A 12,968-nucleotide genomic window follows, 5' to 3' on the forward strand; every position below is an offset into this window, starting at 1 on the left:
CCCCAAAACAGCAATTACTCTTGCAAAAAAAGTCTAAGTTTCCTTAATGCATTGGAATGTATTTGTGAAATTCTAGGTTCGCTTACCCCTAGAACAGCAGCAATCTCTTTCATATTTAAATCATGAACATAATGAAGAGAAACAACAAGTTTTTCCTTTTCTCTAAGAGTTTCTAAGCCCCTTTTGATTTCTTGTTCCAATTCCAAACTATCCAGATGATGCTCCGGCATGGTTTCCATGTTGGTATTCATAATTTGCTTGTTATAACCGCCATTTTCCGTTTCCTCCAAAAGCATTTCAAAGGAAAGGACGTTCATAAGATTGGTTTTTCTTAAATCTTCGTAGTATTTCTCCAAAGAGATATTCAAAAACGCTGCCATTTCCTCATCTGTGGGCATCCTGCCTAATTCAGAATAAAGCTCACCGGTAGCTCGGTCCATATCCTTTGCGGCCTTACGTACGCTCCTGGGAACCCAATCGTTTTTTCTTGCAATATCAATAACAATTCCCCGTATGCGTTTTGAAATAAAGCTCTCAAACTTCACATTCTTGTCCATATCAAATTTATCAATGGAACTCATTAACGCGAGAACGCCTTCATTTACAATATCGTCTATTTGCGTAAAATCATTATAAATGCCACGCATTTGAATTGCCACGTTTTTTACAATATGCACATACCTTAAAACCAGCTCATTTTTAACTGTCAAATCACCGGTTACTTTGTATTCTGCAAATAGCTCTTCATTTGTCATTTCATTGCGTTTTTTCTTCAATATCATTCTCGCTCCTATGCTATAACACAATATTTCCAATAGATTGGATTTGAACATTATTTGCTATCTCATTAAACGAAATTACACTAACATTGGGATAGAACTGCTCTATTAAACGATAGAAATAAACTCTCACTACATGGCTTGTCAATATGACCGGTTTGATGGAAATATCATTGAACTTTTTGATATTCTCTGAAACCTGCATCAACACTTTCTGCAAAACATCAGGGCTTAGCGACAGATATACACCATGCTCACTTTTTGCCATACTTGATACGATAACCTTTTCCAACTCTGCATCCAAGGTAATTACCTTCATCTGGCCTCCTTCGCAGAACTTACGGGTAATGGTACGCTTTAAGGCCACCCTAATATTTTCAGTAATTATATCTAAATCCTTTGTCGCAGCGGCAGAGTCTGCAATGGTTTCTATAATGGTAACCAAGTCTTTAATAGGCACACCCTCTTTCAAAAGATTTGACAAAATCTTTTGAAAACTGCTGTAGGATATAATATTGGGAAAAGCCTCCTCCACAAGTTCAGGAATATGTGCTTTTACATTTTCAATAAGCTGCAAAACTTCCGCTCTGGATAATAACTCATAAGAATGTTGAGAAACCACCTCTGATAAATGTGTCACCATAACGGAAAGAGGGTCAATTACCGTATATCCGTATATTTCCGCCAACTCTTTATTATCGGGCAATATCCATTTACTGGGGATTCCGTAGGCAGGCTCAATGGTATCAATGCCATCAATTTCTCCCGCCGGTTCTGTTGGTTCAATGGCTAAATAATAATCCACAAGAATCTCCCCAGATGCTATAACTTCCCCCTTTACCTTTACAGTATATTGGTTTGGATTTAGGGAAGCACTGTCCCGAAGACGAATGGAAGGGATAACAAATCCCATATCCTGGGCATATTGCCGTCTGAAAATAACAATTCTATTAATTAATTTTCCTCCGCCTGCATCATCAACCAAAGGAATTAAGCTGTAACCAAATTCCATTTCCACCGGTTCAACATTCAACAACGGATAAATATTGTTTACGTCTTTATAGTAATCCTCTTCACTAGGCATTTCCTGCGTATACTGGGCTTCCTGCACCTCAGTTTCTTGGGCAATAGCAAGCTTCATATTTCTTTGAACATAAATACCTAAGGATAGAAGCATTGCCGAAGTTAATATCAATGGAATGGTAGGTGTTCCCGGAACTACAGCAAGAACCCCTACAATAGATCCGCCTATGATCAGAGCCTGTGGCTGTGCTAAAAACTGTGCGGCCACATCAGTATTCAAACTTCCGTCTGATACTGCTCTTGTAACAATCATACCTGTAGCTGTGGAAATTAACAAGGCCGGAATCTGAGATACCAAGCCATCGCCAATGGTGGCGATAGAATAAATCTGTAATACTTCGGAAAAGCTCATGCCGGATTGTACCAGACCGATGACCACACCTGCACCAAAGTTAATTACCGTAATGATAATAGACATAATGGCATCGCCTTTTACAATTTTCGTGGCACCATCCATTGCACCATAGAAGTCCGCTTCTTTTTGAATTTTATATCTTCTTATTTTTGCTTCTTCTTCCGTGATAAGCCCTGAATTTAAGTCGGCATCAATTGCCATCTGTTTCCCTGGCATAGCATCCAAGGTAAACCTGGCTGCAACCTCTGCAACACGCTCGGCACCTTTGGAAATAACAATAAACTGAACAAGTACAATAATAATGAATATAATTGTACCTACCACCACATTCCCCCGTAAAACGAAGCTACCGAAGGCTTTAATAACCTCTCCGGCTGAGCCCGCTTCGGTCAGAATCAATCTGGTTGAAGATACATTCAGTCCAAGACGAAAAAGTGTCGTAATCAAAAGCAATGATGGAAAAATAGAAAATTCCAAAGACTCCTTTATATTCATGGTAATCAGTAAAATGATAAGGGAAACGGATATATTAAGAATAAATAATATATCCAACACAAAGGGATTCAGCGGAATAATTAACAGTAATACAATTACTATTACAAATAATGAAACTGCGTTTTGTAATATCTTTTTCATATCTCACACCATTTCGATCTAAAGTAGCTTCTTGTTTTTCAACTTGTAAACATGCACTAATATTTCCGCAACGGTTCCATAAAAATCTGCGGGTATTTCTTGATTAATATCGGTAGTGGCATAGATTGCCCGGGCTAGGGGTTTATTTTCAAGAACATAAACATTGTTCTCCTCCGCTGTTTTAATAATACGAAGTGCAACTTGATCCTGCCCCTTTGCCAAAAGAATTGGCGCACCGTCTTTTTCCAAATCATATTTTAAGGCTACTGCATAATGGGTAGGGTTCTTAATTACAACGTCGGAGTTGGGCACCGCCTGCATCATTCGAGACATTGCCATCTTACGCTGAACCTCTCTAATCTTACTCTTTATCTGAGGATCCCCTTCCATTTGCTTATATTCTTCTTTCAACTCATGCTTGGACATCTTAATTTGACGTTCATATTCCCACCACTGGAAAAAGTAGTCAAACACAGATATGGCTATAAAAGCCATGCATATCTTAAATACCAAAGACATTGTCAAATCTAAAATCATAACGCAGGATGGTGTTACATCCATCTGCAAAGTACGAGTAACCGTTAAAATACTATGGGAAATAAAAGAATACAGTATTACAATTAATATAGTAATTTTTATAATACCTTTGATAACATCAAATAAACTTTTTATGGAAAACAGTCTTTTTATTCCTTCAAGAGGGTTAATTCTGTTAAATTTCGGTTTTAAGCTATCAGTAACAAATATGGGTTTGGTCTGGGCAACAGTAGCAATGATAGAAAGAAATCCAGAGATACAGATGATAGGTGCAGCAATTTGTAAAAAAGCAACCATTGTTTCCTTTGTTATTTGCATTACAAAGCCATCCGTAACATCTGTGCGGTTTTGTGCATAAGCAAACACCTTGTAAAAAAAATCCCTAACATTCTCAATCATCTGAGGAAACATTATTTTCATAGTAAAGAAGGTTCCCATTAGAGATGCAACGGCAATAACATCCTTACTAATTAAAACATTACCTTTTTTTCGCTCGTCTTGCCTTCGCTTGGGCGTGGCCTTTTCGGTTTTTGAATCAGCTGCCAATGTTCTCCCCCCTTTTTGCTAATTCCTTCTTTTCGGAACAAAAAATCATTCTTACATTTTACATGAAAACATTGGCAAAATACCTAAACCCATTCATATAACAAGAGCCCTAAGCCATCTGACTTAAAACATACCTCACACCATCCACCATAGCAATCACCAATTGATTTAAAAAATCAGACATAGGTGAAAATATTAAAAAAATTACTACCAGACCCACAAAAATTTTAAGCTGAATATCCACAACAAAAACATTAATCTGGGGAATGGCTTTCATTAAAATTCCCATTCCCACAGCGCAAAGAAATTCGATTGCGATAATGGGAAATGCCATTTTCAATGCTAACTCGGTACACAATATGAAAGTATCCAATATGGCCTGTGCCACATTCTGCCCAAATACTATCTGTCCGTAGGGAACTACATCACCGGAATTCAATAAAATACGAATAATTGCCAAATGGGCATCTGTTGCAAAAAACAAAAGCATAAACAAAATATTATAATATGTAGCACTTAGCGCGATGGAAGCATTACTCTGCATATCAAACACCTTTGACATGGATAAACCCAGCTGCATATCAATGACTTCCCCGGCAAAAATAATTACAAATAAAAATAAGCTCATTACAAAACCAACAGCAGTTCCGGCGGCAAACTCCTTCAGCAAAAGAATGCCGTATTCAAACATTCCCGAGATCTGCATCTGCTGTTGCGGCAAAGATGTAAAAACAATCATGGATAAAGCAAGAACCAGTCCGGATTTTATAATTGTGGGAATATTTTTTCTCCCGAAAATAGGATTTAATAAAATAAACCCAGACATTCTCATTAAAACAAATGAGAAAAACACAAAATTTTCAAAATAATCCATCTGTTCCATGCCTCCGAAATTACATTTCATTACGGAATGTATTTCTTTTATTCCATAGTTTTACTCACAGTACATAAAGCCCTGCATCTCTTTTGCGCTTTTGTTTATGATTTCAGTAAATTTGTTACAAAGTGCCACCGCCAAAAAGACGGCAGCCCCCTACTTTCAGTTATATCATAAGTTTGAATACTTCATAAAGAAAATCCTGTAACGTTTCAAGCATCCATGGACCGCAGATCAAGCAAACAACAACAAGAATTAAAATTTTGGGTACAAAGGTAATTGTTTGTTCGTGAATCTGGGTTGCCGCCTGTATGATAGAAATAAAAACACCAACAACCATACTTAAAAGAAGGATGGGACCTCCAATTTTCATGACTACAACAATTGCCCCTCGCATAATATCTAAAGCTTCACCATTTGTCATACATTATCCCCCCAACTAATTAAAGCTTTTAATCAATGTAGAGAATAATAACTGCCAGCCATTTACCGTGATAAACAATAATATTTTAAACGGTAATGAGATCAAAGCGGGCGGCAACATAATCATACCCATAGACATCAATGTACTTGATACCACAATATCAATGAGCAAGAACGGAAGAAGTAAAAGGAATCCTATGATAAACGCCCTTTTCAACTCACTGGTAATAAATGAAGGTATGATAACCGTCATGGGCAAGTCTTCATACTTCTCCGTTGCCTCGTCTCCAGAAAATTCCATAAACATGTCTAACGTTTCAACTTCCGTCTGCTTCAGCATAAAAGTTTTCATGGGTACAGAGGCTCGATCCAATGCCTCTTGACCGCTTATTTCCTCGTTTTTATAAGGTATGTATGCATTTTCATTTATCTGGCTCATCACCGGAGACATAACAAATAAGGTAAGAAATAATGAAATACCTACCAAAACCGTATTTGGTGGCGTTTGCTGCAACCCCAATGCACTTCTCAAAAAAGACATCACAATAATAATTCTGGTAAATGACGTCATCATGATTATAATGGATGGCAGCAGCGAAATAACGGTAAGCATTAAAATCAACTCTAATGTCTGCATTTGTCCGCCGTTTATATTAATAAAAGCATCATTCATGATAAACTCCCTCGTAAATACATACATCTATTCCACAGCATAGCCTGAGGACGAATATGTGTTATTTCTTTCTATTTGGAAAATACTGCGAGAAAACATCTTTGAAGTCATATTCCTTTTTGCCACGCATTTCTTCCAAGTCTTGAAATGTATGTTCATCTATGTCATCCAATTCTTTGATTAGATGAATGCCGCTTTGGGATAATGATAATAGGTAGTATTTTTTCTCCACTTTCAAAATAACAATGGATTTATCCTGAGAAATGGATAGCCTATCTACAATCTGCATATGCCCAGAAGCCCGAAATTTCATGGCCTTCGTACCAATATACTTTGTAAACCAATAGCTCAGAAATAAAATCAAAATTACTAAAATCAGCGTAAAAAAAATCATAAAATAATCTTCAAAAATCAGTCTCTCCCCCTATTCAGCTTAACCTAGCACGGTTGTTACTGTCTTTAAAATTCTGTCGGGTTTAAAGGGTTTTACGATGAAGTCCTTTGCACCTGATTTGATTGCCTCAATAACCATAGCTTCCTGTCCCATAGCTGAACACATTACTACGTTCGCATTGGGATCAATTTGTTTGATTGCCTTGAGGGCACCTAAACCATCCATATTGGGCATGGTAATATCCATAATTACCAGATCAGGCTTAACCTCCGTAAACTTCGCAACTGCTTCCACACCATCTGCTGCTTCGTAGATGTCGCTATAACCATTTTTTGTTAGCGCATCCTTGATCATCATTCTCATGAAAGAAGCATCATCCACCAATAAAATTTTAGACATTTAAATCATTCCTCTCTTTCCCTATATTAACCTGTCACCTTATATTTTTTTAAAACTTCTGTTACACGCACACCAAAATTATCCTCTACTACTACTACATCACCCTTTGCAATACATTGTCCATTTACATATATATCCACTTGCTCACCCGCAAGCTTATCCAGAACAATCAGCGAACCTTTGTTGTATTCGAGAATTTCCCGAACATTCTTTTTGGTGCGCCCAATTTCCACGGAAATTTCCAGAGGTACATCCATAATCAACTCAAGATTTTCTGTACGTTCCTGAGTTCCCCCGCCATCTTTGGTTTTATGTAATTCAGCCTTTGGTTGTACATTGATTACCTTAGGCTGTGCAGCAGGACCATTCATTTGAGGCGCCTGAACGGGCTGTGGTACCGGCGTATTCATTTGGGGCGCCTGAACAGGCTGTGGTGCCGGTGTATTCATTTGCTGGGCCTGAACAGGTTGTTCACTGGCCGTTACCGGTGTGTTTTCTGTTTTTGCAGCCACAGTGTTATTTTGCTGTACTTCTACCTTCTCCGGTTCAGAAGGTGTGTTGTCACTTGTATCGTTTTGGAAACTTTGCGCTAACAATTTTTCTATTTCTTCCTGGCTCATCATCCTACTGGAAGATGGCTCTTCTGTTTCTTCTTCAGCATCAAAGAAATTCTGATAGTTCATTTCCTGCGTTTCCACTGCTGGCACAGTATCTTGGACTTGTTCTGAAACCTCAGTTTCTCCCTCTTGGCCTAATCCAAAACATGACAGAAGCTTCCTTGTCAAATCAATGGACATAATATTTAAAAATTCACTCTCAAGTGAATCTTCCACCTTAAGAGAAAACCTTACAACCACCATAGACTCGTTATCCAGCAAATACTTTTCGCTAAATTCCGCTACCGTATTGATTTCAAATGAGGTTGGCGTAGAAATATTAACGGGCTCCCCCAGAAGTTCTGCCAAAGCAGTGGAAGATGCGCCCATCATCTGGTTCATTACCTCGCGTATTGCACTCATGTTGATGTCATTTAGTTCAAATTCCTCTTCAGGAATTTCCATGCCCATTAAAATTTCAACGATTAGCTTTACATCGTGTCTTTTCAGCAACATAATATTACTACCGCTTAACCCCGAAACATAGGTTATTTCAACGGCAACTGCCGGTTCCATATATGTAAACTCAAAATTGTCCTTATCTGATACCATTACATTCGGAACAGTAATATCAACTCTTCTATCAAGCATAGTAGAGACGGCTGTGGCTGATGCTCCAAGACTGATGTTAAGAATTTCGCCAATCGCATCCATCTCTAATGAGCTAAAAATTTTCTCATCCATAACTATAAATCCCCCCTTTTGCTATTCTTTGTGGCCATTTGTTTCACTAATCCTCACCGCCATATTTTTATTATATACCCCCAGCTTCCCTTGGAACCAAATATTGTCTTCAACAAAAATATCAACGTATGAGTTTTGGGGTCGATTCATATTTATGATGTCACCCTGTTTCAGATCGTAAATATCTTGCAGCATAACCGTCGCATCACCAATTTTTGCCGTAACTTCCAAATTGGTATCTTTGATAGATTCGAATATATCTTGAGACGTAGTGTCCACATCAATTCCTGACAACTTACCGGTGCTGCTTTTTTTACTCTCCAGACGTCCAAAAATATTTGTTAACATTGAACCCGGGATACAAACATTTATTTTCCCCTCAACATTATTAATCATTACTTCAATAATGGCAAGCACTACAATTTCATCCATCCCTATTTCCTGCATCATTCCATGAGATGTTTCTACTTTTTCAATTTTAAAGTCTATATCCAGATAATTCGCCCAACCATCCTTCATAACCTTAACCAAGTACTTGGCAATATTCTCATATAACAAAAGTTCAATATCTGTATATGAATATTGAGAAGAAATATTTTGAGGTTCTTCACCGATCCCCCCCAACATTCGGTCAATCATACTAAGCATCAACGGCGTAGTTATATGCATAAACAACGTACCCGTACCTGCCTTGCCCCCTAAATCCGCATTAATCACAGTTAGCGCATCATTATCAGATAAAGCATTGCTAAACTCATAATAACGCTCTTCTTCCACCGTAATAAGAGAAACTTCGCTGGATATCCTAAGCAGACTGTTTAATCTAGAAGATGCGATCCTGCAATAATTCTCATGGGCACTTTTGATTATATTTAATTTGTCCTTCGTAAACTTTTTCGGACTATAGAAATCATATTTTCGGTATTTCTCGCCAGTGTCTTTAGAGACATCTTCCTCAACGCTGCCCCCGCCCATCACTGAGGCAAGAAGCTCGTCTATCTGACTCTGGCTTAAAACTTCAGACATTTATAGCATTCACCCCTACCATTCTATATTGGACCCCGGGCCCCTTTACCGTTAGCTTGAACAAACCAATGCTATTATTGCGTGTCTTGGCTATTCTCGGTTTGTGTTTCATTAGCCTCAACGCCATAAATTTCATTATAATAGTTATCCAAAGATCTAACAATACTGTCATTTTTGGTAATTAGAATTTCTACTCGCCTATTTTTGGCTCTGCTTTCCTTTGTTGCAAAAGAACTGATGGGTCTGAACTGCCCAAACCCCGTAGAAACTAATTTTTCCGGTCCAATAATATTCTTTTTTTGGATATATACAAGAACTTCTGTGGCCCTGTTTGATGATAAAAATCTATCACTTACAACCTCATTCGGCTCCGTTGGACTTGCCTGAGAAGTATGCCCTAGTATCTGGATTTCCTTAACAGAATCACTAACGTCCTCTATGGCATAACATAATTGATCAAGCACATCTTTGCCCTCTTGCTTCAATACATAGCTATTCCCATCGAAAAAAATGTTGTTTCTAAAGGTAATAAAGGTAAACCCCTCTCCCTTGCTGATTTCAACGTCAGAATCAAGTCCATTCATTTCAACATATTTCGATAGCTTATAATAAAGTTCATCGAACTCATCGTTAAACATGGTGTCTTCCCCATCACCGTTAAAGCCTCCCTCGAGATCATAATTCCCCAAGCTCCCCTCGGAGTTTTCAACGATTTGACTAACTTCCTTATCCGTAGGATTAAAACTCTTTACAATTTCCTTCCACTTTGCACTATCCACAGAAGAGATTGAATAAAGCAATACAAAGAAACATAGAAGAAGTGTAACCATATCGCTATAGGTATTCAGCCAATCATTAGAAATCCCGCCTTTTTTTTCTTTTTTCTTCATAGCTGCACACCCCCTTATTATAAAACAAATTCACAATCAGATTTTATTTAACAATAATTTCTTATTGGATTATTCTTCTTCGGGAGGTTCCTCCTTGCCTTTTTTCTTTTTACCTCCTTTTTCATACTGGGGTAAATAAGTAATTAGTTTTTCCTTCAAAAAGTTAGGATTTTCGCCGGCTTGAATGGCCAAAATTCCCTCTATAATAATTTTCCTACATAAAATTTCCTCATCACTTCTCACTCTTAGTTTTTTGGCAATAGGCATAAAAAACAGGTTCGCAAGCACAGAACCATAAAACGTTGTAATTAACGCAATACCCATATTAGTACTGATTCCGTCCGCTCCGTCTTCCATATTCATTGACATTAACATGTTAACCAGACCTATCAGCGTACCAACCATACCAAATGCAGGAGCATACCCTGCACCCTTTTCATAAAACTCAATAATTTCACTATGTCGTTCCTCAATATGCTCCAATGTATTATCCAATATTTCATTCACTTGTTGGGGTGTTGTGGAATCAACAATCAACATTAACCCCTCTCGAAAAAAAGGATCTTGCATTGAATTAGCTTTTTCTTCTAATGCAAGAAGTCCGCTCTTACGCGCAATAATTGCCAATTCATGTAGTTGTTCAATAAATTCCATAGCATTATAAGGATTTTTCAGTAATATTTTGAACTGCTTTGGCAATTGTTTTAATACTCTGGCCGGATAACTTGCAACTAAAGCTGCAAAGGTTCCGCCTATAACAATCATAATACTCTGGGGCTCCCAAAAGTTGCCCAAATCCTTAAAGCCAATACCAAATATAACAAGTGCCAACCCTATTATAATGCCCAGGAAAGTTGTAATGTCCATAATTCGCCTCCAAAGCCTTATTTCTATTTCACAAATTCACGTTTCTCACCTTAGGGGTAATATTCATGGAATGAATTGCCGATAAATACTTAATTGACTTTTCAATAATTTCATCCGGTGTTTCCCTCACAATATAGAAACTCAAATTATGCAACAGAATTTTAGATTCCGGAATGCATTCAATTGAGACAATCTGCTCACAGTTTAATACAAATTTTTCGCCATTAAGCTTTGTTAATTTTATCATAAAAACCTCCCGAAATCCTCATAGATAGTTCCAATTATTTACATAGTATTTACAATTAAATTCCGTCATGTAATCCCTCAAAAAACACCATCTTTATGAAGTATAGCTCCTCATATAATTCGTTTTACCGGACTATAATGTACATCTGCCTCTATCATATCGGATGTTTTTGCAAATTACATCGATTCTTTATTAATTATAGTTAAAAAGAGTAGTAAACCGCAACCAATGCAGCAGCGGTTTACACTATATGTCATATAGGTTTCCTCAATTTATATTTTTATGTAGTAAATGTTAATTATCTCTTAATATTTACAAGTTCCTCAAGCATCTCGTCTGTCACAGTAATAATTCTTGTATTCGCCTGGAAACCTCTTTGAGTGGTAATCATTTCAGAGAATTCTTTTGCCAAGTCAACATTTGACATTTCCAATCCATAATTTAAAATTGCACCTGTTGTACCTTCACCTGGCTTATATGGCAAAACATACCCCGTATTTTCTCTAATTTCATAGTAAGGTCCTTGAGTTTTCTCCAAAGCGTTTGGATTTGGTACATTCGCAACGGCTAACATACCAACCGTAACACTTTTTCCGTCCGGATCGCTACCGATAATTTCACCTGTTTTGGAAATACTCAAACTATTCAGTTTCAGGGGCGTACCATTTGCATCACCCGCCGTAAGAAGATTCCCATCCTTGTCAACATAAGGAGTTCTAATAGGCTGAATACGTCCTTCTTCTATGGCTCCATCCTTATATGCAAAACCATAAACGATATTGCCATTGCCATCGCACAGATAACCTTCCCCATCGAAAGTAAAGTTACCTACTCTGGACAACATAAGCTTTGTCATTTCTTCCGAAACCCCTTCGGGATCATCATCTTTTAGTTCAATATCAATACCCTTATTGCCTACAATAAAAAATCCCTGACCATCAATCATGCAGTCCATAGCACTGTCTGTTGGTGCATAAGCCCCACTGGCAAACATAAGATCAATGGTCCCCACTTCAGATCCGTAACCTACCTGAGAAGGGTTAGAACCACCAAAAACGTCATTTCCATCACTTGAAGAGGATGTTGTCTGATAAATAGACTCTTTAAACGTTACCCTCCCCGATTTATAGCCATAAGTATTTACATTGGCAATGTTATTACCGATAACATCCATTTTTTGTTGATGCGCACGAAGCCCGGCAATCCCTGAAAACATTGATTTTACCATAAAATGAAATCCCCTTTCTAACTACCTTTCAAGATAACGTTGTTAAAAAAATTATAAAGCGTTTTATTCTAAGAGATCAAATACAGATGGTATCACACCGGCGTATTTCCTGCGTAATAACATCTGATGAAAATACTTCAGATACAGTGGTGTCCGTTAAAATTCTGTACTACCGATGTCATCCTAATTATTCTCGTTAGTTTGCCCCCCATTTTCTGTGCCACTGGTATCAGTTTCCGGAAGTTTTCCAACCGCCATAATTTGAGATAACTTATAGCTGTTTCCCTCTACAAAAACAACCTGCTCCCCTGCATACATTCCCGTTGCTGTAACCGTTCCATACAGCTCTGATATGTTGCCATCGCTATCTGTTTTTCCGATGGTTACATCTTTTCCAACCAACGAAGCAGCATAGGAAATAAGGGAAACACTCGTAATATCCTCTATTGCCTGCATCGCGGACATCATCGTCAACTGGTTCATAAATTCACTCTGATCCATAGGATTGGTCATATCCTGATTTTGCAGCTGCGCCGCCATTAGTTGAAAGAAGTCGTCTATATCCAAAGTGCTCTTACCCGTGGTTTCCGTCGTTAGTTTCTGGGTACTGCTTGCAGAAGTAGTTTTATTCGGAATATTGGTCATATAATCATTAATGCTGGACATTT

At 37.8% G+C, this 12,968-nt stretch carries 15 protein-coding genes; all 15 read right to left on the reverse strand.

What is annotated here, in order from left to right:
- Window positions 1-14: 14 nt before the first annotated feature.
- Entirely contained in the window at window positions 15-782 is a 768-nt protein-coding gene (locus tag P9Q65_RS05395; protein WP_304508350.1) for a sigma-70 family RNA polymerase sigma factor, read from the reverse strand.
- A 13-nt stretch (window positions 783-795) separates the two neighbouring features.
- Entirely contained in the window at window positions 796-2,853 is a 2,058-nt protein-coding gene (gene flhA, locus P9Q65_RS05400; protein ID WP_304508351.1) for a flagellar biosynthesis protein FlhA, read from the reverse strand.
- Between the two features lie 18 nt (window positions 2,854-2,871).
- A complete protein-coding gene (gene flhB, locus P9Q65_RS05405; protein WP_304508352.1) occupies window positions 2,872-3,936 on the reverse strand; it encodes a flagellar biosynthesis protein FlhB in 1,065 nt (354 codons plus the stop codon).
- Window positions 3,937-4,045: 109 nt separating this feature from the next.
- Window positions 4,046-4,810, reverse strand: a complete 765-nt coding sequence (locus P9Q65_RS05410; RefSeq protein ID WP_304508353.1) for a flagellar biosynthetic protein FliR — start codon at window positions 4,808-4,810, stop codon at window positions 4,046-4,048.
- 169 nt (window positions 4,811-4,979) lie between these two features.
- A complete protein-coding gene (gene fliQ / locus P9Q65_RS05415; protein ID WP_304508354.1) occupies window positions 4,980-5,237 on the reverse strand; it encodes a flagellar biosynthesis protein FliQ in 258 nt (85 codons plus the stop codon).
- Window positions 5,238-5,252: 15 nt separating this feature from the next.
- Complete coding sequence (gene fliP / locus P9Q65_RS05420; protein WP_304508355.1) at window positions 5,253-5,909, reverse strand: flagellar type III secretion system pore protein FliP; 657 nt, start codon at window positions 5,907-5,909, stop codon at window positions 5,253-5,255.
- A 61-nt stretch (window positions 5,910-5,970) separates the two neighbouring features.
- Complete coding sequence (gene fliO, locus P9Q65_RS05425) at window positions 5,971-6,303, reverse strand: flagellar biosynthetic protein FliO (protein ID WP_304508356.1); 333 nt, start codon at window positions 6,301-6,303, stop codon at window positions 5,971-5,973.
- A gap of 39 nt (window positions 6,304-6,342) precedes the next feature.
- Window positions 6,343-6,702 (reverse strand): response regulator, encoded by a 360-nt coding sequence (locus tag P9Q65_RS05430; protein WP_304508357.1) that lies wholly within the window; start codon window positions 6,700-6,702, stop codon window positions 6,343-6,345.
- 26 nt (window positions 6,703-6,728) lie between these two features.
- Window positions 6,729-8,042: a flagellar motor switch protein FliN gene (gene fliN, locus P9Q65_RS05435; RefSeq protein WP_304508358.1), complete on the reverse strand. Its 1,314-nt coding sequence runs from the start codon at window positions 8,040-8,042 to the stop codon at window positions 6,729-6,731.
- Between the two features lie 21 nt (window positions 8,043-8,063).
- Window positions 8,064-9,068, reverse strand: a complete 1,005-nt coding sequence (locus tag P9Q65_RS05440) for a flagellar motor switch protein FliM (protein ID WP_304508359.1) — start codon at window positions 9,066-9,068, stop codon at window positions 8,064-8,066.
- Window positions 9,069-9,142: 74 nt separating this feature from the next.
- Window positions 9,143-9,958: an OmpA/MotB family protein gene (locus P9Q65_RS05445; RefSeq protein ID WP_304508360.1), complete on the reverse strand. Its 816-nt coding sequence runs from the start codon at window positions 9,956-9,958 to the stop codon at window positions 9,143-9,145.
- Window positions 9,959-10,027: 69 nt separating this feature from the next.
- Window positions 10,028-10,825: a motility protein A gene (locus tag P9Q65_RS05450; protein WP_304508361.1), complete on the reverse strand. Its 798-nt coding sequence runs from the start codon at window positions 10,823-10,825 to the stop codon at window positions 10,028-10,030.
- A 28-nt stretch (window positions 10,826-10,853) separates the two neighbouring features.
- A complete protein-coding gene (locus P9Q65_RS05455) occupies window positions 10,854-11,072 on the reverse strand; it encodes a flagellar FlbD family protein (RefSeq protein WP_304508362.1) in 219 nt (72 codons plus the stop codon).
- Between the two features lie 298 nt (window positions 11,073-11,370).
- Window positions 11,371-12,300, reverse strand: a complete 930-nt coding sequence (locus P9Q65_RS05460; protein WP_304508363.1) for a flagellar hook-basal body complex protein — start codon at window positions 12,298-12,300, stop codon at window positions 11,371-11,373.
- A gap of 183 nt (window positions 12,301-12,483) precedes the next feature.
- A complete protein-coding gene (locus P9Q65_RS05465; RefSeq protein WP_304508364.1) occupies window positions 12,484-12,966 on the reverse strand; it encodes a flagellar hook assembly protein FlgD in 483 nt (160 codons plus the stop codon).
- Window positions 12,967-12,968: the final 2 nt, after the last annotated feature.

The sequence above is a fragment of the Anaerotignum sp. genome (genome assembly GCF_030625865.1).
GTDB lineage: Bacteria > Bacillota > Clostridia > Lachnospirales > Anaerotignaceae > Chakrabartyella.

Excerpts from the sequence above, each read along its gene's own strand:
- P9Q65_RS05395 (WP_304508350.1), bottom strand. The coding sequence starts at position 782 with ATGATATTGAAGAAAAAACGCAATGAAATGACAAATGAAGAGCTATTT.
- flhA (WP_304508351.1), bottom strand. The coding sequence starts at position 2,853 with ATGAAAAAGATATTACAAAACGCAGTTTCATTATTTGTAATAGTAATT.
- P9Q65_RS05410 (WP_304508353.1), bottom strand. The coding sequence starts at position 4,810 with ATGGATTATTTTGAAAATTTTGTGTTTTTCTCATTTGTTTTAATGAGA.
- fliQ (WP_304508354.1), bottom strand. The coding sequence starts at position 5,237 with ATGACAAATGGTGAAGCTTTAGATATTATGCGAGGGGCAATTGTTGTA.
- fliP (WP_304508355.1), bottom strand. The coding sequence starts at position 5,909 with ATGAATGATGCTTTTATTAATATAAACGGCGGACAAATGCAGACATTA.
- fliO (WP_304508356.1), bottom strand. The coding sequence starts at position 6,303 with ATGATTTTTTTTACGCTGATTTTAGTAATTTTGATTTTATTTCTGAGC.
- P9Q65_RS05430 (WP_304508357.1), bottom strand. The coding sequence starts at position 6,702 with ATGTCTAAAATTTTATTGGTGGATGATGCTTCTTTCATGAGAATGATG.
- fliN (WP_304508358.1), bottom strand. The coding sequence starts at position 8,042 with ATGGATGAGAAAATTTTTAGCTCATTAGAGATGGATGCGATTGGCGAA.
- P9Q65_RS05440 (WP_304508359.1), bottom strand. The coding sequence starts at position 9,068 with ATGTCTGAAGTTTTAAGCCAGAGTCAGATAGACGAGCTTCTTGCCTCA.
- P9Q65_RS05445 (WP_304508360.1), bottom strand. The coding sequence starts at position 9,958 with ATGAAGAAAAAAGAAAAAAAAGGCGGGATTTCTAATGATTGGCTGAAT.
- P9Q65_RS05450 (WP_304508361.1), bottom strand. The coding sequence starts at position 10,825 with ATGGACATTACAACTTTCCTGGGCATTATAATAGGGTTGGCACTTGTT.
- P9Q65_RS05455 (WP_304508362.1), bottom strand. The coding sequence starts at position 11,072 with ATGATAAAATTAACAAAGCTTAATGGCGAAAAATTTGTATTAAACTGT.
- P9Q65_RS05460 (WP_304508363.1), bottom strand. The coding sequence starts at position 12,300 with ATGGTAAAATCAATGTTTTCAGGGATTGCCGGGCTTCGTGCGCATCAA.
- P9Q65_RS05465 (WP_304508364.1), bottom strand. The coding sequence starts at position 12,966 with ATGTCCAGCATTAATGATTATATGACCAATATTCCGAATAAAACTACT.